The following is a 21,905-nucleotide window of genomic DNA, read 5'->3' on the forward strand; positions in this document are numbered from 1 at the left end:
CGAAGTGGCTAAACGCGGCGGACTGTAAATCCGCTCCTTCGGGTTCGGCAGTTCGAATCTGCCCCCCTCCACCATCTCATTGGGCTATAGCCAAGCGGTAAGGCAACGGACTTTGACTCCGTCACGCGCTGGTTCGAATCCAGCTAGCCCAGCCATTAGAGCCATTAGCTCAGTTGGTAGAGCATCTGACTTTTAATCAGAGGGTCAGAGGTTCGAATCCTCTATGGCTCACTTTTAAACACCTTCATTATTGAAGGTGTTTTTTTATTATTTGATTTAAATAAATATAACTACAATACTTCTTGAAAAATGCAAGCGTATACATTATTCTGAATCTATGTAAATGAAAGGGGTATTGTCATGAATCAACGTATTGAAATTATTGGTGCACCTTCCACATTCGGTCAAAAGAAACTTGGTGTAAACTTAGGACCAGATGCAATTCGTTATGCAGGATTATTGTCACGTCTTAAAAAAATGGGACTTGATGTTATAGATAAAGGTAATATAGAAGTACCAACATTAGATGTAGAGAAATTTAACTCTGATCAAGAAGGGTTAAGGAACTATGATGAAATAGTAACTGTTTCTGAAAATCTTAGCAAAGCTACATCAGAAATAGTAGAGAAAGGAAACTTTCCACTTACACTTGGTGGCGATCATTCAATAGCTGTTGGTTCGATTTCAGGTATTAGTCAACATTACGAAAATCTAGGTGTCATTTGGTACGATGCTCATGGTGACTTAAATGTACCTGAAGAATCTCCTTCTGGTAATGTTCACGGTATGCCTTTAAGAATATTAGCAGGTGATGGACCAGATGAACTTGTCAATATAAATGATTTTACGCCTAAAGTTAAACCTGAAAATATCGTATTAATTGGTATGAGGGATTTAGATGAAGGTGAAAGGAAATACATAAAGGATAAGAATATTAAAACTTTTACTATGGCGGATATCGACCGGTTCGGAATACAAGAGGTGATTGAAAGATCTCTTGAGTATCTAAAATCTAGAAATATAGATGGCCTTCATTTCTCACTAGACGTTGATGCTTTAGATCCCGCTGAAACTCCTGGAACGGGTACAAGAGTAATGGGTGGTTTGAGCTATAGGGAAAGTCACTTTGCACTCGAATTGTTAAATGAATCAAAATTAGTTACTTCAATGGATATAGTTGAGGTTAATCCTCTTATTGACAATTCGAATCATACTGCTGAACAAGCTGTTGCGCTATTAGGTACTTTCTTTGGTGAAACACTTCTATAAATAAAATTGTGAAAGCACGACTTACATGGTATATACTGTGTAAGTTTTTTTATTTTTTAGTCTTTGTTCATATGACACTATTAACAATGATTGGTATAATAATTAATATGGAAAAATATTACCCGGAGGAGATGTTATGGATTTTTCCAACTTTTTTCAAAATCTTAGTACATTAAAAATTATTACTAGTGTACTTGATTTACTGATTGTTTGGTATGTACTTTATCTTCTCATAACAGTTTTTAAAGGCACTAAAGCGATTCAATTACTAAAAGGGATTGTCGTAATTGTTATCGGCCAACAAGTCAGTAAGATGCTTAATTTAACAGCAACCTCTAAATTATTTGATATCGTTATTCAGTGGGGAGTACTTGCACTAATTGTTATTTTCCAACCTGAAATACGAAGAGCATTAGAACAATTAGGTAGAGGTAGCTTTTTAAAACGTTATACCAACACTTATAGTCGTGATGAAGAGAAATTAATACAATCTGTTTCTAAAGCTGTTCAGTATATGGCTAAAAGACGAATAGGTGCACTTATTGTTTTTGAAAAAGAAACAGGATTACAAGACTACATAGAAACTGGTATTCCAATGAACTCAGATATTTCTCAAGAGTTATTGACAAACGTCTTTATTCCAAACACACCATTACATGATGGTGCGATGATTATTCAAGGTAGTAAAATAGCTGTAGCAGCGAGTTATTTACCTTTATCAGACAGTGTTAAAATATCTAAAAGTTTAGGAACAAGACATAGAGCAGCAGTTGGGATTTCAGAGGTATCTGATGCTTTTACAGTTGTAGTTTCAGAAGAAACTGGAGATATATCTGTAACTTTTGATGGTAAACTTAGAAGAGATATATCTAATGAAGTTTTCGAAGAATTACTTGCTGAACATTGGTTTGGCGCACACTTTCAAAAGAAAGGTGTGAATTAAAATGTTAGAAAGTAAGTGGGGATTAAGATTTGTAGCGTTAATCCTAGCTATATTTTTCTTTTTATCAGTTAATAATGTATTTGGAAATGTGTTTAATACAGACGATATATCACAGAAATCCACTAAAACAATTCAGGATGTACCTGTAGATGTAATTTACAATAATAAAGATTTACATGTTACGAAAGCGCCTGATAATGTCGATGTTAATTTATCAGGCCCCCAATCAAAGTTAATTAAAATTGAAAATCCAGAAGACCTTAAAGTAACAATTGATTTATCCGATAAAAAAGCTGGAGAGTATCACAAGAAATTTCAGGTTAAAGGTATAGATGACGATGTAAGCTACAGTGTAAAACCTAAAAGCGCAGATGTTCATCTAGAGAAAAAGATTACTAAAAAAATGCATGTTCAACCTGATGTAAGTCAAAGTGATATTGATGCAAAGTATAAAGTAAGTAAACAAAGCATTTCTCCTGAAACTGTTAAAGTGACAGGTGGGGAGCAACAGCTTAAAAAAATTGCTTATTTAAAAGCTACATTTAAAAAGGCTAGTAAAATTTCAAAAGATACAAATGATGTAGCTGAAGTCAATGCATTTGATAAAGAATTAAATAAATTAAATGTCTCAATTAATCCTAGTGAAGTAGATTTAAAAGTTGCAGTTGAAACTTATAGTAAAAAAGTAAAAGTTCGTACTAAATCAACGGGTAAACTAGATAATGATAGAGAATTAGATAATATCAAATTAAACGATAAAGAAGTTGAGATTTACGGTAGTAGAGACGATTTACAAAGCATCAATGAAGTAACAGCTGAAGTTGATTTAGATGGCGTATCAGAATCAACTGAGAAAACAGTAAAATTTGACTTGCCAGACAATGTTACAAAAGTAAGTCCTAAGGAAACGAAAGCATATATAAACGTTAAATAATTGTTAGATATAAAGGAGAGTTTAAAAATGGGAAAATATTTTGGTACTGATGGTGTTCGAGGCATTGCCAACCAAGAGCTTACACCTGAATTAGCTTTTAAATTGGGTAGATATGGTGGATATGTTTTAGCACATAATAAAGGGGAGAAGCATCCAAAAGTACTAGTGGGTAGAGATACGCGTGTTTCAGGTGAAATGCTTGAATCAGCCTTAATCGCAGGTCTTATCTCTATTGGCGCTGAAGTCATGCGTTTAGGTATTATTTCAACACCAGGTGTAGCTTATTTAACTAAAGAAATGGAAGCTGCTTTAGGTGTTATGATTTCAGCTTCTCACAACCCAGTTGCAGATAACGGCATAAAATTCTTTGGTTCAGATGGTTTTAAATTATCTGATGATCAAGAAAATGAAATCGAAGAATTGTTAGATCAAGATAATCCTGAATTACCTCGTCCTATCGGTGAAGACATTGTACATTATTCAGATTATTTTGAAGGTGCTCAAAAATATCTAAGCTATTTAAAATCAACTGTAGATGTTAATTTTGAAGGACTTAAAATTGCTTTAGATGGAGCTAATGGTTCTACATCATCACTAGCACCGTTCTTATTTGGTGATTTAGAAGCTGATACTGAAACAATTGGATGTAATCCGGATGGATATAATATTAATGAACAATGTGGTTCTACACATCCTGAGAAATTAGCGGAAACTGTCTTAGAGACTGAAAGTGATTTTGGTTTAGCCTTTGATGGCGATGGAGATAGAATTATTGCTGTAGATGAAAATGGTCAAATTGTTGATGGAGACCAAATCATGTTTATAATTGGTCAAGAAATGCATAAAAACCATGAATTAAACAATGATATGATTGTCTCAACAGTTATGAGTAATCTCGGTTTTTATAAAGCATTAGAAAATGAAGGTATTCAATCTAACAAAACAAAAGTAGGAGATCGTTACGTTGTCGAAGAAATGAGAAGAGGTAACTATAATCTTGGTGGCGAGCAATCTGGTCATATTGTGATGATGGATTATAATACAACGGGTGATGGATTACTTACAGGTGTTCAGCTTGCTTCTGTAATTAAAATGAGCGGTAAATCACTAAGTGAATTAGCATCACAAATGAAAAAATATCCTCAATCTCTTATCAATGTTAAAGTAACTGATAAATATCGAGTAGAAGAGAATATTCATGTACAAGAAGTGATGACTAAAGTTGAAACTGAAATGAATGGGGAAGGTAGAATTTTAGTTCGCCCTTCAGGTACAGAACCTTTAGTAAGAGTTATGGTGGAAGCAACCACTAATGAAGACGCTCAACGTTTTGCTCAAGAGATTGCAGATGTTGTACAAGATAAAATGGGATTAGATAATGCGTAACGAATAAGTTATTCTTATATTCCTTATTAATAAATTAAAACACCTTCGAAAGAATCTTTCTTCTTTCGAAGGTGTTTTTTATATCATTTACTTTTTCTGTAATAATTCTAATTCTTTAACAATTTCATCAGCTAATTGATCGTCAACTTTAGCATATGTTTTTAAGAAGGCCTTAGCACCATGTTCTTTAATATAGTTATTTTTTTCTACTGTTTCTTGATCAGCATTGTCATCGTATGCAAGAAGAAGAGCAGCTGCTTTAACTAAACCTTCACGTTCTAAACCTTTATTATATAAATAAGTTAATGGTTTGATAATACGATCTTTAGGACCTATTTTACGTATTGTTCCTCGACCAACACGTGTAACTTCATCAGATAGATTAGGATTATTGAAACGATCAATAATTTTCTCAACGTATTGCTTTTGTTCATTTTTAGAGAAATCAAATTGATCTGTGATATATTGACTCGTTTCACTAAGAGCTTGGCGAAGGCCTGCTTCTATTTGTTTATCTTCGATAGAATCTAAAATAGTAGCTTTATTTTCAAAATGACCAGCGTAAGCTAAAAATGCATGTCCTGTATTAACTGTTAACAATTTTCTTTCTATATATGGTGTTAAGTCATCTACATATTTAATATGTTCTAATTCTTTACCGTACCAAGCATCTTTTTCGATAACCCATTCAAAGAAAGGTTCTACCATGACGTCTAATATATTTTCATTTTTTTGTAATGGCACAATTCTATCCACTGCTGAATTTGCAAAATGGATATTGTCAGCTAATGGCCCAGTAATATCCAGAATGGCTTTTTTCAAAGTATCTGTGGCCATAATAGCATTTTCACAAGCAACAATATTTACATGATTTTTCTTTTCTTTTAAATATGGAGCAAATGATTTAGCAATAATTGGTAAAATATTTACTCCAACAGCCGTTGTGATTAAATCTGCTTCAAGTATTGCTTCTTTAAGTTGATCTGAGGGTTTAGCTGAATTAATAGCATCTACATTATTCACTCGAGTTGTTGTTTTAGCTTCATCAGCTAAAATAACATCGTATTGATGTTCACTATCCAGTGCATTAATTATATCTTCATTTACATCTGCAAAGGTAACTTTAATGTTATTGTCAGCTAATATATATCCAATAAAACCTCTGCCGATATTGCCGGCACCAAAATGAACTGCTTTCATTATGCGTCAGCCTCCTCGAATACTTGTTTAATTTCATCTGCAGATGTAGCATTTACGATGCGATCAACATTTTCTTCTTCACTAAAAGTAATTGCAATTTTAGAGAGTAAATCTAAATGATCGCCATCTTTACCTGCAATGCCAACTACGACTTTTACTTCTTCGCCATTCCAGTCAACACCTTCAGGAATTTGTAATAAGCTTAAACCTGAACGAATCACATTACCTTTAGCTTCTTCAGTGCCGTGAGGAATTGCTAATGCATTACCCATGAAAGTTGATACTACGTTTTCACGGTCTTTCATAGCTTCGATATAGTTTGGTGTTACAGCACCACTATCAACTAAAACTTGTCCTGCTTTTTCGATTGCATCATTTTGATCAGATGCTGATACATTTAAAAAGATATTGTCATTACTAAATAATTCACTCATTTAAAACACTCCTATTGTAATTGATTTTTCATTTGATTTAATAATTTGTTTCTTAAAATAGTTTTAAATTCATATGGATTTTGCATAAATTCTTCGATGTCATTCAAATGCTCGCTTACCGCCTCTGAGAGGGCACTTACGAATTGAGCCATTTTTTGATTATCTGGAATAAACATACTTATCAAATAATGAACTGAATTTAAATCATTTTGATTACGTTGCAATTGTATCGGTTCTTCCAAAATAGTAATAAGTATGGAAGGTTTTTTGAACATGTTATCTTTTAAATGTGGGATTGCTACCGGATAAGGATGTAACACCCAATTAGGATTTTGTTCAAACTTTGATTGCAGTAAATCAGCGAATGATTGCCTGTCCTCAATTATATTTTCATTTAATAAGTAAGTTTCTAAATATTGCTTCCAATTATCTACTAATTTATATTCTATTTTCACTGAATCTAATACCTCTAAACCTATGCGCATATCTTGAATTGTTTCTTCAGGATTTGTAAAGGTATTTGAGTTATCATTTTCAGCTAGAAGAGTTTGATTTGAATTCGTACTTAGAAAAGAAGCTACATAAGACACTTCATGTTCTGGTAATAATGGATTAACAATTAGAAATGGGGCTTCGATATCTAAATTTACAGTCGAAATAATTCCGTCGTAGTTATTTAAATCTAATACATTCAAGTCGCTTACAGAAGCTTGAGTAATTCTTTCAATTTCACTAAAGACTTGCTCAAGACGATTGGCTAATAAACGACTTGTTCCAATGCCACTGCTACATACGACTAGGATATTTAAAAAGCGATTTCCCTGATTTTTAATGGATCCACCAAAGTGAAGCACTATAAAAGCAATCTCACTTTCAGGAAAAATTAAATCAGACCACACCATATGCAATGCTTTATGAATCGTTTCAAAAAGACGTGGATATTTAAATTTAATCATTTCAGTTAAAGGATTGTAGGTTTCAATGTTAGATTTCAAACGATTAATTGCAGGATTAATATGCAATGTTAACCCCTCGATTAAGTTTTCCTTATCTTTAAAATGTTGTCCTGATATTCGTGTAACTGTATTAACAAATTGACGAATCTTTTTACTACTATTATCTTCCTCAGAATTAGAATCCTTTGTACCTTTACGTTTAGCACCACGCAAATGAATTGTTATAAAAGTGATTTCAGCTTGGTTAAACTCAACGTTATATATTTCTTCAAGACGTTTAGCAATTTCTGTTGCAACTTCATGCTCGAAGGTATCTTTAACTGTTTCATATATATCTTTATTTAGTGAGACGTATTCACCATTTTGCATACGTGTAATACTTAACACAATGTGAATCGTCAAAGTTAAATAACTAGATTCTGTTAGGGTATAGGGCAGTTGACCTAAATAGTCCATCAATAAACGTTCAATTTTAAATATTCTATCTAAATCTACGAGAGATTGTTGAGAATGATTCAAAGATTGGTAAACAAAGTGATTTTCAATTACAGAATAAACGCTTGTACTATTTAAGTTATTTACCATAAGTTGACTAAGAAATTCTCTTTTTTTAGACTCAGGACCCTTTAAGTAGACACCTTCGCCACGTTTTCTTGAAAGTGACAGTTGATAAGATAATAATTCTTCTTCTAAATCATCTAAAAGTTTAGCTAGAGCTTGAATTGAAACACCAATTTCGTGTGCTAAACTAAATTGTTTTATTGCGTGTTTAGTTTGTATAAGAGCATAAAGAATGATTACTTTTTGTTCTTCAATTGATAAATCTAATGTTTGTTGAGTTGTAACTGCTTCCTTCAATCGTCTAATATTGTTAGCTTCTCCAGACAATCGTATACCCTTTTTATTGGCTCGCTCTAATTGTATTGAAAATGTACTTAAGTACGATTCAATTTGTTTTAACTCTCTATGAATAGTACGAGAGGACACCGCTAGTTGTTGAGCGATGTCGTATATAGTGACATATTGGCCGTGATACTTGATTAATATTTCAATAATCTCTTTTTCACGTGTACTCAGTAACATGGCGGTATCCTCCATTTTTGAAAATAATTAAGTTAATCTTCGTGCTTTAAATTATTTAATAACTCTTCATATCTTGGTGAATTTAAGAAGTTATCCACTGAAATATGAATAGCATTTGGAACTTGTTTAATGGCACGATCTGTTAGCGTTTTTTGCGTGATTACAAGTTGTGCATCATGAGGTAATTGATTAATAGCTGTATTAGTCACATTGACGTCAGTAATACCAGCTTTCTTAAATTTATTACGTAGCATACTTGCACCCATAGCACTTGAACCCATACCCGCATCACATGCGAATATAACATGATTTACACCGCTATAATCGTGTGCATCAACATTCTCAGTATTGTAGTTATCTAAAAGTTGTTCAGTATTATCTTCATCATTTTCTTTCTCATTTTCTGTAGAAGACGTAGTAACACCTGTTGTTCCAGCTGTGCTCGCATTCTGTGCATTTGAACGAGTTGCTTCTTTATCAGAATGCGTTAGTTTAGATGAAACGTTAGATTTTTTACCTTTCGTCGCTTCCATTTGAGCTGTAGCAGATTCTAAATCTTGTTTAGGTTCTTTAGTGAATTTCATAATAAGTGCTGCGATGACAAATGATACTAATGTAGCAAGTACTACACCAAGTAACATGTGTAAGAATTCGCCTCTAGGTGCGTTTAAGCAGTAAACGATAAATGAACCTGGGGACGCTGGACTTTTGAAACCGAAGCCAGTAGCTTGATAAGTTGCAACGCCCGTCATACCACCTAAAATAACTGCAATAAATAGTAATGGACGCATTAAAACATATGGGAAGTAAATTTCATGAATACCACCTAGGAAGTGGATAATACCTGCACCATATGAAGTTGCTTTAGCAGTTCCTTTTCCGAAAATCATATAGGCCAATAAAATACCTAGACCAGGTCCAGGGTTAGATTCAATAGTAAATAAGATAGATTGACCAGCATGTGCTGCTTGGTCGGTACCAAGTGGTGTAAATACACCATGGTTAATCGCGTTATTTAAGAATAAAATTTTAGCTGGTTCAACAATAATACTTACTATAGGTAGTAAATGAAGGTGAACTAAGAATTCAACAGCTACAGACAAGATGTGCATGATGAATTTCATGATTGGAGCTAAAATTTCAAAACCAATAATTGTCATAATAAAACCTAAGATACCTGCAGAAAAGTTATTGAATAACATTTCAAAACCTTGTGGTGTTCTAGGTTGCACGAATTGGTCTACTTTTTTCATTAACCAACCAACAAGTGGCCCCATAATCATGGCACCAAGTAACATTGGTGTTTCAGGTAAAGCTACAATAACCCCCATAGTTGCTGTAGCTGCAATAATACCACCACGTAAACCATGAATTAAACGCCCACCGCTAAATGCGATGAGTAATGGAATTAAGTACGTAATCATCGGTCCAGCTAATTGAGATAAATCTTTGTTAGGGAACCAACCATTATCAATGAAGATTGCGGCAATAAAACCCCATGCGATAAATGCACCAATGTTAGGCATAATCATACTGCTTAAGAATGATCCAAACGCTTGGACTTTACGACCGACTCCTTTTTTCTCTTGAGTTTGTGACATCTCTACACCTCTTTTTTTAATTAGTATGTGACTATATTTAGTTTAAATCTTGTAGTTAGTTTCTCTCAATATAAACAAAAATTGAGTTTGTCATGATATTTGTGACAAGATTAAGTCTAACTATTATATAGTAGAACTTTGAATTAGTTTATATTAATAAGTTTTTTCAAAGGTTAAAAAAATAAGTTTTTTAACTTATTTTAGGAAGTATTGTTAAATCATTTGCAAAATAAATCATCGTCAGTGTACAATAATGATTAATGGAAAGGAGGAAAGAAAGTAAATAAATAGTTATAGCGCCTGTGCAAATGACTATATTATTGTTGAAAATTAAAAGTTAATTATGAGAACTTTTATAGAGAATAATATAGCTTTTGTAGACGAGGAGGATAGTGATCGAATAGATCGGCGGATGCTATCCCGGATGTGGCTCATTCGTTAGCTTATTAAGTAAAACACTAGGGCAACTTAGTGGACAAAGTTAATAAGATCGCCGAAATAAAATACTACTAAGGGAAGCGTAGAGTAGCGTGTTAAAATGATCAATTACACACGCTTATTTCTTGATGTCCTCGTATGACATCATTGATATGGTAGAAGGTTATTAATATAAATTAAAATAACAAATCATATTGCTCTTGCTATCCCTCATTTTGGAGGAAATAGATTATGTGTGGAATTGTTGGTTATATTGGATACGACAATGCTAAGGAATTACTTTTAAAAGGTTTAGAAAAATTAGAATATCGTGGTTATGATTCAGCAGGTGTTGCTGTAGTTAATGATCAAGGGACTAAAGTATTTAAAGAAAAAGGTAGAATTGCTGAACTACGTAAAGTCGCAGATAACAGTGATCAAGATGGAACAGTAGGTATTGGTCATACACGTTGGGCAACTCATGGTGTACCAAACTATGAAAACTCTCATCCTCATCAATCAGCAACAGGTCGTTTCACATTAGTACATAATGGTGTGATTGAAAACTATGAGGAGTTGAAAGCTGAGTACCTATCAGATATTAAATTCCTTTCTGAAACTGATACAGAAGTGATTGTTCAGTTAATTGAACACTTTTCAAATGAAGGACTTTCAACAGAAGAGGCCTTTACTAAAGTTGTGACTTTATTACATGGTTCATATGCTTTAGGTTTATTGGATGAGCAAGATAAAGATACGATTTATGTAGCTAAAAACAAATCTCCATTGCTTGTTGGCGTGGGTGAAGGTTTCAATGTTATCGCTTCAGATGCATTAGCAATGTTACAAGCTACTAACCAATATAAGGAGATTCATGACCATGAAATCGTAATTGTTAAACGCGATGATGTGGTAATCAAAGACACTGAAGGTAATGTTCAAGAGCGTGAATCTTATACTGCTGAAATCGATGCTTCAGATGCTGAAAAAGGTGTTTATGATCACTATATGTTGAAAGAAATTCATGAACAACCAGCAGTTATGCGTCGCATTATCCAAGAATATCAAGATGAAGAGGGTAACTTGAAAATTGATAAAGACATTATCAAAGATGTCGCAGATGCAGATCGTATTTACATCATTGCAGCAGGTACAAGTTATCATGCCGGTTTAGTAGGGAAAGAGTTCATCGAAAAATGGGCAGGAGTACCAACAGAAGTACATGTTGCTTCAGAATTTGTTTACAATATGCCTTTATTATCTGAAAAACCATTATTCATCTATATTTCACAATCAGGTGAAACAGCAGACAGTCGTGCCGTACTAGTTGAAACGAAAAAATTAGGTCATAAATCATTAACTATTACTAATGTTGCTGGTTCAACGTTATCTCGTGAAGCGGATCATACATTACTCTTACATGCAGGTCCTGAGATTGCTGTAGCATCTACAAAAGCATATACAGCTCAAATTGCAGTATTATCAATACTTTCACAAATCGTAGCTAAAAATCACGGTCGTGAAGCTGATATCGACTTATTAAGAGAATTAGCTAAAGTAACAACTGCTATTGAAACTATCGTTGATGATGCACCAGTAATGGAAGAAATTGCTACTAATTTCTTAGAAACAACTCGTAATGCATTCTTTATAGGACGTACAATTGATTATAATGTAAGTTTAGAAGGTGCATTAAAACTTAAAGAAATCTCTTATATTCAGGCTGAAGGATTTGCTGGTGGTGAATTGAAGCACGGTACAATTGCACTTATCGAAGAGGGTACGCCAGTTATCGGTTTAGCAACTCAAGAGAATGTTAACTTATCTATCCGTGGTAATATTAAAGAAGTTGTAGCTCGTGGTGCTAATCCTTGTATCATTTCAATGGAAGGCTTAGACAAAGATGGTGATACGTATGTTATCCCTCATGTACATGAGTTATTAACACCATTAGTTTCTGTTGTTACTATGCAATTAATTTCATATTATGCTGCATTGCACAGAGATTTAGACGTTGATAAACCACGTAACTTAGCTAAATCAGTTACAGTTGAATAATTGAACTAGTTTTTAAAACCAGTTAAGGGAAACCTTGCTGGTTTTTTAAAAAACATTTTTAACAGAATATTCCGAAAAATATCGTCGCGGTAGCTCACAATATCAATGTTGTATTTTAAATTGAAATGCATCTTCGTTAATTCTACAAAAGGTAAAGGTTTCTAAGCTATATATATGATATCAACGCTTTATTAAAGTTAAAGTCGTTGCACTTTATATCAAACAGTGACACAATTTATTTAAGTAATTAAAGTAACGAGTGGAGGATAATATGAATAACGTTAAAGCAATATTCCTAGATATGGATGGAACAATTTTACATGAAAATAATAAAGCATCTAACTATACCAAGGATGTGGTAGATGAATTACGTGAAAAGGGTTTTAAGGTATTTCTAGCCACAGGTCGTTCATATTCTGAGATACATCAACTCGTACCTGAAGGTTTTAAAGTTGATGGAATTATTAGTTCTAATGGTACTACTGGTGAAATCGAGGATCAAAATTTGTTTAAACACAGCTTATCTTTAGAACAAGTTAAAAAAATTGTTAAATTAGCTCAACAACAACATATCTACTATGAAGTATTTCCTTTTGGAGCACAACGTATCGTTTTAAAAGAAGATTATCAATGGATGCGTGACATGATTACTGGTGAAACGCCACCCAATAATGTAAGTCATAGTGAATGGACTTCAAGACTAGACGCTATGAAAGATAAAATTGATTGGCGTGACGAGTTGCCGGACTTAGATTATTCTAAAATCTATTTGTTTAATCCAAATCTTGATAAAATTACCACATTCAGAGATGAACTTATTCAGAATAAAGTTTTGCTAAGTATCAGTGTTTCTAACTCGTCTCGTTATAATGCAGAAACAATGGCGTATAATACCGATAAGGGTACGGGGATTAAAGAAATGATTGAACACTTTGGTATTCAGCAAGAGGAAACATTAGTCATTGGAGATAGTGATAATGATCGTGCGATGTTCGACTTTGGGCAATATACAGTTGCAATGAAAAATGCACGACAAGAAATTAAAGATATCACAGATGAAGTGACTGAGGAAACAAATGAAGAAGATGGGGCAGCTAAATACTTAAAATCACGATTATTAGACAAATAAATATATAAACATTAAAAACTCGCAAGTAACGATAATAGGTTACTTGCGAGTTTATTTAATAACTATTATTTCTTGTCAAAAGTGTCTTTAGCTCTATCTGTAATGTCGTCTTTATTGTCAGACACCTTTTCAGAAGCTTTGTCTTTTAAATCTTGACCCTTACTAGAAGCGTTATCTTTTTGATTGCTAAATTGATTTTCAGCTTTATCTTTAAGATTATCACCTTTAGAGTCATTGTCGTTCACTTTATCTTGAACTTTTTCTTTTACGTTAGATGTTTTACCTTTGTTATCGTCTTTAGATGTAGCTAATGAATCTTTGTCATTCTTCTTACCTTTGCGAGCTTTCTTACCAGGTTTATCAATTTTATCACCACGTGTGATGAAGTAATAAATGATACCCATAAGAATGATAAAGTAAATAACAATTCTAATTAGAATGATTAAAATAAGCACAACGTATGCAAGAATTTGAGCAACTGATTGTGACATATGACTAGTTAAATAACTAAATAGGGTAATTAATGGTTGACCTGTAATAAGAACAACTAGGTTAAGTAATAAAATACCAATAAAGAATTTTAACCAAGTTTTCTTACCATTCTTAATTCCATTAAATCCTTCTTTAACATTACTCATTGCTTTTCGATGTGGATTTTCTGCAAATGCAACTGTGTAATTAATCATGAAGATTAAGAAGAACCAATAAACGATTGAAGTAATGAATCCCATTAGTAAAATAATTACAATTTGAGAAATAATTAAAATAGCAATTGAATTATCCACATTACTTACTGATTGTTGTATCCACGCATACAATTGAATAAAAGTGACGTTGTACAATAATTTTAGTAAGTATGCAATGATAAACATAATCATAATAGCAACAACTGAGATCAATGCTAATAATAAAGATGTTGCATAACGGCCTTTTTTAAAGGCAAAAAATAAATCACTAAATTTAATTTTTTCGTGCTTCATAGCCTTTTGGATAACATTAATAGCACCTGCTAATAGTTGATATCCAAGGAAAATAAATAGTAAAGCTAAAATAAGATAAATAATAATAATAGGGATGTACATTGTTAATGAAACGGATTGTCCGAATTGTTGTAACATTTGCATCTGAGTAGAAAATTGAGCTATAAATGCTGATGCAAATCGATAAACAATAAAACAAACTGCAAAACTAATTAAAGCGAATAATAAAGCTTTGAGTAGTTGCGGTTTAGCATTTTTAAATGCCGATTTATAATATCTAAACAAATTTTAAGCACTCCTTTAACGTAATATAAATACAATATCAAAAATCTTATTTTTTTTAAATTAATATCTAACATAAAAGGGTATTGAAGTGTTAAAATATGCTAGTAAATTCACATTGAAAGGAGATATCATCATGAAATTTGCAGTTATTACTGATATCCATGGTAATTATGATGCATTAGAAAAGGTGTTAGATGATATTGATAGTAGAGAAGATATCGATAAAATTTATAATCTTGGCGACAATATAGGTATTGGACACGAGACAAACAAAGTTTTAGATACTGTATTTGATCGTGATGATATGGAAATGATTGCCGGTAACCATGATGAAGCAATCATGACACTAGTTAATAACACACAATATCCTGAAGATCTTAAAGGCAAATTTTATGAGCATCATCAATGGATAGAAAGCCACCTCGATGAATCATATTATGATGAATTAAATCAATTACCACGATACATTGAGAAGACTATTAAAGGTAAAAAGGTTTTATTTATTCATTATGAAATTCCTAATGAAAAATTAGAAGTAGGAATTGAAGGGCAACCTTTCGCACCGATGGCTAGTGATGATGAGCAAGAGATTTCTAAGCTTTTTGAAGATAAAGACGCGGATTTAATACTATTTGGCCACAATCATCGTTTACATTTATTTGATGATAAATCTACAATTTACTTTAATCCAGGTGCAGTGGGATTAAATAACGGAGCTCATACTGTATATGGTATTGTTACAATTAATGAACAAGGCATTTCTGTTGAACGTGTAAAACTAGACTATGATGAAGAAGAATTTATTGAAGGTTTTGCTGAAAAACAAGTACCAGCAAGAGACTTTATTTTTAAAAACTTTATGTAAATAATTGAATATCCTCAAGGATGAGACATTGGAAGTGTCTTGCCCTTGAGGATATTTTTAATGACTATTGGCATGTGTATGAGTGTGTATGTGTTTATGAATACCTGAACATAATGTTGAATCATCATGTTTATGTTTAGGTGTTTCAAGTTGTATTGTCATGTGTTGAACATTTTGATGCAATAAATCATGTTCAATGGTTTCTAAAAGATTTTCACATTCTTTAACTGTTAATTGCTCTGAAACAACTGCGTGACAACTGAGTGCATTCATATCATTTGATATAGTCCAAACATGATAATCATGTACATTTTGAATGCGTTCGTCTTTAGTGATTGTAGATATCACTGCTTCTAGGTCTACATCACTAGGTGTACCTTCCATTAAAATATTTAGTGAAGATTTTGCTATACCGTAAGCACTTTTTAAAATAATTAGTGACACCAGAATACTAGCGATAGGATCAGCAAGAGTAAAGTTAAACGCCCAAATTAATAATGCTGCTACGATTGCACCAATTGAACCAAAGAGATCACCTAATACATGGATAAAGGCGCCACGCATATTTAAATTATGAGATGTATCACCGCCTCTAAACATTAACGCTGCAACTACAATATTAACGATTAAGCCAATTAAGCTTATAATAAACATCTCTTGAGATTGCACTTCTGGAGGGGCGAAAAATCTACGAATAGCTTCGATAATAATCATAAGACTGATAATAAATAAAGTTACGCCATTGAATAAAGCAGCGAGCACTTCAAAGCGTTTATAGCCATAGGTTTTAGTTTGTGTAGCATTCTTTTCCGCATATATAAATGCGATAAGTGCTACGCCAAGTGAGATGGTGTCACTTAACATGTGAAATCCATCAGAGAGTAAGGCCAAGCTATTGGCAATAAATCCACCGATGATTTCTACTAACATAAATAATCCTATAATAAAGAAAGAGATTAAAAGTACTTTCTTATTATTTGTATGGACATGACCATGTGCATGATTGTGACTATGATGTTGATGATTGTGATTTGTCATATTAACTTCCACCTTCATTTGGATGACTAGCATGATGAATGGCTTGTTTGAGTAATGTAGATACGTGCTTGTCGTCTAAAGAATATATCATAGATTGACCTTGTCGCTTTGATTTAACCAAGTGTGTACTTTTCAATAACTTTAGTTGATGTGACACATTTGATTGAGACATATTCAATGTATGTGAAATGTGTCCTACACTTGCTTCTCCAAATTCTAATAATTCCATAATACGTAAACGGTTGAGATCGCTTAAAGCTTTGAATATCTCAGTGACTTTGCTTAAAGTATCTACATCGGTATGTTTATTTTGATCAATGTCATTCACCTTGAAGCACCTCTTTATATGAATATTTGTTCATATATTAATATAATTTATTGCGGTAGTGATGTCAATCGTATTTTTATTGGGTTTACTTTTTGAAAATGGGTGGTAAACATCAATTACGATTTTAAAAAGGGAGGACGTTAAGAATGAGTATTTTATTAATCGGTGCTAATGGTGGCGTAGGTTCAAGATTAGTACAACAATTAAAATCAGATAATATTGATTTTACTGCAGGTGTTCGTAAAGAGGAACAAGTGAAAGAATTAAAGGACCAAGATGTCGATGCAACGTTGGTAGATGTTGAAAAAGCCACTGTTAAAGATTTAACTCAACTCTTCAACAATTACGATAAAGTTATTTTCTCAGTAGGTTCAGGTGGCAGTACAGGCGATGATAAGACAATTATAGTTGATTTAGACGGTGCTGTTAAAACTATTGAAGCAAGTAAAGAGGCGGACATTAAGCACTATGTAATGGTTTCAACTTATGATTCAAGAAGAGAAGCTTTCGATTCTGCTGGCGATTTAAAACCGTATACAATTGCTAAACACTACTCAGATGATTATTTAAGAAATTCTGGTCTTAATTATACAATTGTGCATCCTGGAAGACTTACTGATGATGAAGGTACTGGTAAAATTGAAGCAGATTTATACTTTGATAAACGTGCGTCTATTCCTCGAGACGATGTAGCAACAGTGCTTAAAGAAGTAGTTACATCAGATAAATTTGCTAATCAAGAATTTCAAATTCTTAGTGGCGATAAAGAAATTAAAGATGCGATACAAAAATATGAATAATCGTTATAAAAATGATATTAGCAAAAGCAGTCGAGTTACCTTTTAGGTGATTCGGCTGTTATTTGTTTTAAATTATCGAGTGAAAAATGGTTTATTTAACTTCAGATTGATATTGTTAATAATAATGCAAAACTTTAATTAATTAGTGAAGCGTTTGATAAACTAAAATTGAATTAAAGATGATTTGTTCTATTTGTTTTTAAATAATAATTTTTATTCAAAAAATTCGGTACTTCTTTAGGTTTTGAAATGTGGTACAATCATAAATAGTGATAATGAAAAATAATGGATATAACTTAAAGTTAGGGAACTCAATACATAATTATTAAATTGACTGTTGTCTCTTTAGAAATATAGAAACTACTTAATAATAAAGTGAAAAATGTCTTTAAGGAGATAAGTATACTTAAGTTAACTTTAGAATGATAGATTAAGTTGACGTTTAAGATAATGGAGGTGTAATGATGCCGTTATTTTTAAAGCCTATTTTTCATGAAAAGGTTTGGGGTGGAAGTAAACTCCAACAATTTGGATATCATCTTCCAAATGAGCATATAGGTGAGTGTTGGGGAATATCCGCACATCCGAATGGTAAGAGTGAAATTCTCAATGGACCTTATGCGGGGCAGACACTAGATCAAGTTTGGAACGACCATAGAGAACTATTTGGCGAGTTTCCAAGTAAAGATTTCCCTTTAATGGCTAAAATTGTTGATGCTGAGGCACCTTTATCAATACATGTTCATCCTGATGATTCATATGCTTATGAAAATGAAAATGGTCAATATGGCAAGTCCGAATGTTGGTACATTATCGAATCGGAGGAAGATGCTGAAATTACCATTGGCACTAAAGCATCATCTCGTGAAGAATTTGAACAACAAATAAAGGAAGGCAAGTTCCAAGAAAACTTAAGAAAGATTAAAGTTAAACCTGGAGACTTTTATTTTATTCCTGCTGGCACAATTCATTCTATAGGCGCTGGAATCATGGCATATGAGACAATGCAGTCATCTGATGTATCATATAGAGTATATGACTACGATCGTAAACTTAATAACAATGAACAACGGACACTAAATGTCTCTAAAGCATTAGACGTAATGGAGTACTCTAGTGAACTGCCAAATATTGTACCTCAGAACGAAGTGATAGAGAATCACAATTGCACCCACGTAGTGTCTAATGACTTCTTTACTATAGTAAAATGGGAAATTTCAGGTACATTAAATTATATGAAGCCACGTGAATTTTGCTTAATTTCTGTATTAGAAGGTAATGGTAAAATTATTATTGATGGTGAAATTTTTGAGATTGAAAAGGGAACTAATTTTGTTTTAACATCTGAAGATTTAGATAGCGTATTCGAAGGTGATTTTACGCTTATAATTAGTTATATTTAAGCTTGATTAAAAATAAATTGCTAGTAATTATATAGAGATTAATCATACAAGGAGCGTTAGTTTTGAAGCAATTTTTATATATTTCTCTCATTTGTGGAATGATTTCAGGAGCTGGAATATTTTTACATATGCCACATTACCCTACATTAATTCTACCGAGAGTTGTAGCAATTGTAGGTATTATTAGTGCTTTGATTACGATTAAAGATAAAGATATTAATGCTATGCTTAAATTAGGTGGAGTAATGATTAACGTCATTCCGTTATTAGGTAGCATGATTACACCTCATTAATAAATTTGTTTATTATAGGTTATGTAAATGTTTATCAAAAGTTTTAATGACTTTTTATTCGAAGCTAAGACAGATGAGTTGTCTTAGCTTCTTTTTCTTAAAATGATAAAAACAGCTAATTGTTAGAGAATATTGAAAATGTGTGATAAAAATTATGATAAAATGAATTTAAAATTTGTATCAAAGTATTCGTAATACACATTTATTTAAATTATAGGTTAGATAAGGAGTATCATAATGACTGAGGAAATTAACTATTTTTGGCTAAACTGTGGTTATAATAGATGGAATCACAATGAACCCCTTGTAGGTCAAACAACTTTATTTGAATCGGGTGCACATTTCAATCCTTCTCAAGGATTTCGTGCTTTTAAAAAGGCCAAAGCAGGAGATCAAGTCATCTTTTATCAAGTACAAACCGATTCTGGTTTATTAGGTATAGGCGAAATCATAAGTGTTCAAGCAGGCGCTCAAAATAAAATCAGGGTAGAATTTAAATTCAATGAAGAACTGAAATCATTGACAACCGACTATTTAAAACGAAGTGAAGCTTTAGATTTTCGTATGAATAATATGAAAGAAACGTTGTTTAATCAAATTAAACAATCAGAATTTGATTTAATTGTAAGTTTAGGAAAAGGGGAAACTAAAATCCCAAGATACTTTTTATTATCTGAAACAGATGACTTTGAACCAGGTAAAAATTATACAATTTTTACGCATACTTACAATGGAATAAAAAGAAATGGTTATCACTTCTATACACAACTTGAAGTTGGAGATAATATTATTATCTATAATAAAGAAAAAGATCAATCAGTAGTAGGTATCGGCGAAGTGGCTCGTCATATTCATGAGAAACCTCCAATTCCAGGTAGAACGAATAGTACGGCTATAGAAATCTTGTATGGCAAGAATATTGACCCAATTTCTTTAGGTCATTTAAATAAACATCAGAAATTAAAGAATTTATATTTCTTACAAGAAAATGCTAAACAAGCTATCGCGAGTATGTCACAAACACAATATGATGCTATATTAGAAATGAGTGACAATAATGGTATTAAAAATCCATTCGAGACAGTTCAAAAATCAGAAGTCACTGAATATCAAAATGATGATTCACTCAAACCATTTATATTATTAGTTGTTGATAGAAAAGAAGAAGGCTTAAAAGCAGCTAATGATTTATTGCAAAAAACAAATGCAAATCCTGTCATTACTAGTGGACATCCTGATTTTACAGAGGATATGTTATATGGCAAATATTTACCAAATGAATCAGGCGCTCTATATTATCGCGAAGGATTTATTACGCAATTAATGCCTACCAAAGATAAAAATTATTTAGTTATTGATAATTTTAATCGTATCGATCCAGATATCTTCCAAACGTACATTAATGTATTAGAAGGTTATGAGGTGACATTACCTAGGTACAATAAAGATGGAAGTATGATTAAATGGTCTAAAAACAAAGATTCCTTCTATCACTTTAATCCTAATTGGCATATTATTGGTGTAACATATGATTCTATAGAGGACATTAAACAGAAGTATTCTCAACAGTTTCTTAAGTATACGCGCATTGTACGCGTTAATCATTCAGAGTAAGTTAGTTTAATAGAATATCTTAATTAAATTTTAGAAATTAAATTTGAAATGACTCTCCTCAAACTCTTTACGTTAATAAGTGAAAGTTTTGAGGGGAGCTTTTTATGTTTTAAAGATTCTTAATCGCCATTAAGTTAAATACAAATGCTTTTATTTCAATTAATTAAAATTACTAAAGAAATGTTTGTAAATGAGGAGGAGGCCGTGTTTATGATGTTTTGAAAAAAGGAAATGTAATTGTAAGAGTTAATAAAGGAGGTATTTAATATGCCTATTATATATTATGACGGTAATTGCATTTATTGTTATAATTATGCGATTTGGCTTATTCAAAATGGACTTTCTAAGAGCTATGAGTTCGCAACTATAAAAGGTGAGATTGGCGAACAATTTTTTAATCAACATCCCGAAGCCAAAAATAGAAATAGTGTAATCTTGCAAAAAGGTGAGCATTTAGAATATAAATCAGACGCGATTGCTACGCTTATTACTTCGTTGCCAAACAATAAAAAATGGTTAGGTATAGGTCTAAGAGTACTGCCGAAAACAATACGTGATTTAGGTTATAATTTATTTGCTAATAATAGAGACAAAATGTGGAAGACACACTGGCATAAGCCTACTGAATATGAAAAATCATTCTTTTTAGATGATAATGCTAAAATCAAGTTAACTTAATTGATAATTTTGACTACTAATTGATAATATATAGGTGGAAGTCAAAAAGTTAAAATAACTTTCAATATTAGAAAATATTAGAATTTGTATGTAATGAGTTCATTTATTAATGCAAATAAGCATCGTCATAATTTCGACAACAATTTGAAATAATTATAAATAAAAGTGTGATTTTGCTTTACAGATTAGAATTATTATAATATAATAATTA

The 21,905-nt window shown here is 32.2% G+C and carries 19 protein-coding genes and 2 tRNA genes; 14 read left to right on the top strand and 7 right to left on the bottom strand.

Going from position 1 to position 21,905, the window contains the following annotated elements; all coding sequences use genetic code 11:
• Positions 1-80 precede the first annotated feature (80 nt).
• From AC3WQX_RS10975 to glmM, 6 genes are all read left to right on the top strand, one after another.
• Positions 81-155, top strand: a tRNA-Gln gene (locus AC3WQX_RS10975).
• Between the two features lie 3 nt (positions 156-158).
• Positions 159-231 (top strand) — tRNA-Lys (locus AC3WQX_RS10980).
• Between the two features lie 129 nt (positions 232-360).
• Complete coding sequence (rocF, locus tag AC3WQX_RS10985) at positions 361-1,269, top strand: arginase (protein WP_023351327.1); 909 nt, start codon at positions 361-363, stop codon at positions 1,267-1,269.
• A 136-nt stretch (positions 1,270-1,405) separates the two neighbouring features.
• A complete protein-coding gene (gene cdaA / locus AC3WQX_RS10990) occupies positions 1,406-2,212 on the top strand; it encodes a diadenylate cyclase CdaA (protein ID WP_002435856.1) in 807 nt (268 codons plus the stop codon).
• A gap of 1 nt (position 2,213) precedes the next feature.
• Complete coding sequence (locus AC3WQX_RS10995; RefSeq protein WP_492740222.1) at positions 2,214-3,146, top strand: CdaR family protein; 933 nt, start codon at positions 2,214-2,216, stop codon at positions 3,144-3,146.
• A gap of 27 nt (positions 3,147-3,173) precedes the next feature.
• Complete coding sequence (gene glmM, locus AC3WQX_RS11000; RefSeq protein WP_049427228.1) at positions 3,174-4,532, top strand: phosphoglucosamine mutase; 1,359 nt, start codon at positions 3,174-3,176, stop codon at positions 4,530-4,532.
• Positions 4,533-4,619: 87 nt separating this feature from the next.
• Here glmM and AC3WQX_RS11005 read toward each other — a convergent pair whose 3' ends face one another.
• From AC3WQX_RS11005 to AC3WQX_RS11020, 4 genes are read right to left on the bottom strand one after another with little or no spacing between them, the layout of a single operon-like run.
• Entirely contained in the window at positions 4,620-5,732 is a 1,113-nt protein-coding gene (locus tag AC3WQX_RS11005; RefSeq protein ID WP_002453750.1) for a mannitol-1-phosphate 5-dehydrogenase, read from the bottom strand.
• Complete coding sequence (locus tag AC3WQX_RS11010; RefSeq protein WP_002435784.1) at positions 5,732-6,166, bottom strand: PTS mannitol transporter subunit IIA; 435 nt, start codon at positions 6,164-6,166, stop codon at positions 5,732-5,734. Before AC3WQX_RS11010 ends, AC3WQX_RS11005 begins: the two co-directional genes overlap by 1 nt.
• 11 nt (positions 6,167-6,177) lie before the next feature.
• Positions 6,178-8,205: a BglG family transcription antiterminator gene (locus AC3WQX_RS11015; RefSeq protein ID WP_492740226.1), complete on the bottom strand. Its 2,028-nt coding sequence runs from the start codon at positions 8,203-8,205 to the stop codon at positions 6,178-6,180.
• 32 nt (positions 8,206-8,237) lie between these two features.
• Positions 8,238-9,806: a PTS mannitol transporter subunit IIBC gene (locus AC3WQX_RS11020; protein ID WP_049427232.1), complete on the bottom strand. Its 1,569-nt coding sequence runs from the start codon at positions 9,804-9,806 to the stop codon at positions 8,238-8,240.
• Between the two features lie 669 nt (positions 9,807-10,475).
• Here AC3WQX_RS11020 and glmS point away from each other — a divergent pair.
• Positions 10,476-12,281: a glutamine--fructose-6-phosphate transaminase (isomerizing) gene (gene glmS / locus AC3WQX_RS11025; RefSeq protein ID WP_037551327.1), complete on the top strand. Its 1,806-nt coding sequence runs from the start codon at positions 10,476-10,478 to the stop codon at positions 12,279-12,281.
• Between the two features lie 271 nt (positions 12,282-12,552).
• Positions 12,553-13,410, top strand: a complete 858-nt coding sequence (locus tag AC3WQX_RS11030) for a Cof-type HAD-IIB family hydrolase (RefSeq protein ID WP_002453745.1) — start codon at positions 12,553-12,555, stop codon at positions 13,408-13,410.
• Between the two features lie 65 nt (positions 13,411-13,475).
• On the opposite strand, the gene AC3WQX_RS11035 is transcribed toward AC3WQX_RS11030, so the two are convergent.
• A complete protein-coding gene (locus tag AC3WQX_RS11035; protein ID WP_064212370.1) occupies positions 13,476-14,675 on the bottom strand; it encodes a hypothetical protein in 1,200 nt (399 codons plus the stop codon).
• Between the two features lie 133 nt (positions 14,676-14,808).
• Between AC3WQX_RS11035 and AC3WQX_RS11040 the strand changes: the two genes are divergently transcribed.
• On the top strand, positions 14,809-15,540 hold the full coding sequence (locus AC3WQX_RS11040; protein WP_002453743.1) for a metallophosphoesterase family protein: 732 nt from the start codon (positions 14,809-14,811) through the stop codon (positions 15,538-15,540).
• 57 nt (positions 15,541-15,597) lie between these two features.
• Here AC3WQX_RS11040 and czrB read toward each other — a convergent pair whose 3' ends face one another.
• Together czrB and AC3WQX_RS11050 are read right to left on the bottom strand one after the other, a co-directional pair.
• The gene (gene czrB / locus AC3WQX_RS11045; protein WP_492740231.1) at positions 15,598-16,578 is read right to left on the bottom strand and encodes a CDF family zinc efflux transporter CzrB; all 981 of its coding nucleotides are present in this window, start codon (positions 16,576-16,578) and stop codon (positions 15,598-15,600) included.
• 1 nt (position 16,579) lies between these two features.
• Positions 16,580-16,897: an ArsR/SmtB family transcription factor gene (locus AC3WQX_RS11050; RefSeq protein ID WP_030062749.1), complete on the bottom strand. Its 318-nt coding sequence runs from the start codon at positions 16,895-16,897 to the stop codon at positions 16,580-16,582.
• A 155-nt stretch (positions 16,898-17,052) separates the two neighbouring features.
• Here AC3WQX_RS11050 and AC3WQX_RS11055 point away from each other — a divergent pair, with 155 nt between their 5' ends.
• The 5 genes from AC3WQX_RS11055 to AC3WQX_RS11075 all read left to right on the top strand — a co-directional run bounded on the left by AC3WQX_RS11055 (position 17,053) and on the right by AC3WQX_RS11075 (position 21,694).
• Positions 17,053-17,706 (top strand): SDR family oxidoreductase, encoded by a 654-nt coding sequence (locus tag AC3WQX_RS11055; protein WP_049427241.1) that lies wholly within the window; start codon positions 17,053-17,055, stop codon positions 17,704-17,706.
• A 464-nt stretch (positions 17,707-18,170) separates the two neighbouring features.
• Complete coding sequence (gene manA / locus AC3WQX_RS11060) at positions 18,171-19,109, top strand: mannose-6-phosphate isomerase, class I (protein ID WP_049427244.1); 939 nt, start codon at positions 18,171-18,173, stop codon at positions 19,107-19,109.
• Between the two features lie 62 nt (positions 19,110-19,171).
• A complete protein-coding gene (locus AC3WQX_RS11065; RefSeq protein ID WP_002453738.1) occupies positions 19,172-19,402 on the top strand; it encodes a hypothetical protein in 231 nt (76 codons plus the stop codon).
• Between the two features lie 237 nt (positions 19,403-19,639).
• A complete protein-coding gene (locus tag AC3WQX_RS11070; RefSeq protein ID WP_070597713.1) occupies positions 19,640-21,016 on the top strand; it encodes an EVE domain-containing protein in 1,377 nt (458 codons plus the stop codon).
• A 267-nt stretch (positions 21,017-21,283) separates the two neighbouring features.
• Positions 21,284-21,694 (top strand): thiol-disulfide oxidoreductase DCC family protein, encoded by a 411-nt coding sequence (locus AC3WQX_RS11075; RefSeq protein WP_002435797.1) that lies wholly within the window; start codon positions 21,284-21,286, stop codon positions 21,692-21,694.
• The last annotated feature ends 211 nt before the right edge of the window (positions 21,695-21,905 follow it).

The sequence above is a fragment of the Staphylococcus sp. FW104-15G4D genome (genome assembly GCF_058790135.1).

What these genes read in the sequence shown, in the direction of transcription:
- manA (WP_049427244.1), top strand. Translation starts at nt 18,171, where the DNA reads ATGCCGTTATTTTTAAAGCCTATTTTTCATGAAAAGGTTTGGGGTGGA.
- AC3WQX_RS10995 (WP_492740222.1), top strand. Translation starts at nt 2,214, where the DNA reads ATGTTAGAAAGTAAGTGGGGATTAAGATTTGTAGCGTTAATCCTAGCT.
- rocF (WP_023351327.1), top strand. Translation starts at nt 361, where the DNA reads ATGAATCAACGTATTGAAATTATTGGTGCACCTTCCACATTCGGTCAA.
- AC3WQX_RS11020 (WP_049427232.1), bottom strand. Translation starts at nt 9,806, where the DNA reads ATGTCACAAACTCAAGAGAAAAAAGGAGTCGGTCGTAAAGTCCAAGCG.
- AC3WQX_RS11070 (WP_070597713.1), top strand. Translation starts at nt 19,640, where the DNA reads ATGACTGAGGAAATTAACTATTTTTGGCTAAACTGTGGTTATAATAGA.
- glmM (WP_049427228.1), top strand. Translation starts at nt 3,174, where the DNA reads ATGGGAAAATATTTTGGTACTGATGGTGTTCGAGGCATTGCCAACCAA.
- AC3WQX_RS11055 (WP_049427241.1), top strand. Translation starts at nt 17,053, where the DNA reads ATGAGTATTTTATTAATCGGTGCTAATGGTGGCGTAGGTTCAAGATTA.
- cdaA (WP_002435856.1), top strand. Translation starts at nt 1,406, where the DNA reads ATGGATTTTTCCAACTTTTTTCAAAATCTTAGTACATTAAAAATTATT.
- czrB (WP_492740231.1), bottom strand. Translation starts at nt 16,578, where the DNA reads ATGACAAATCACAATCATCAACATCATAGTCACAATCATGCACATGGT.
- AC3WQX_RS11040 (WP_002453743.1), top strand. Translation starts at nt 14,809, where the DNA reads ATGAAATTTGCAGTTATTACTGATATCCATGGTAATTATGATGCATTA.
- AC3WQX_RS11005 (WP_002453750.1), bottom strand. Translation starts at nt 5,732, where the DNA reads ATGAAAGCAGTTCATTTTGGTGCCGGCAATATCGGCAGAGGTTTTATT.
- AC3WQX_RS11010 (WP_002435784.1), bottom strand. Translation starts at nt 6,166, where the DNA reads ATGAGTGAATTATTTAGTAATGACAATATCTTTTTAAATGTATCAGCA.
- glmS (WP_037551327.1), top strand. Translation starts at nt 10,476, where the DNA reads ATGTGTGGAATTGTTGGTTATATTGGATACGACAATGCTAAGGAATTA.
- AC3WQX_RS11030 (WP_002453745.1), top strand. Translation starts at nt 12,553, where the DNA reads ATGAATAACGTTAAAGCAATATTCCTAGATATGGATGGAACAATTTTA.
- AC3WQX_RS11075 (WP_002435797.1), top strand. Translation starts at nt 21,284, where the DNA reads ATGCCTATTATATATTATGACGGTAATTGCATTTATTGTTATAATTAT.
- AC3WQX_RS11015 (WP_492740226.1), bottom strand. Translation starts at nt 8,205, where the DNA reads ATGTTACTGAGTACACGTGAAAAAGAGATTATTGAAATATTAATCAAG.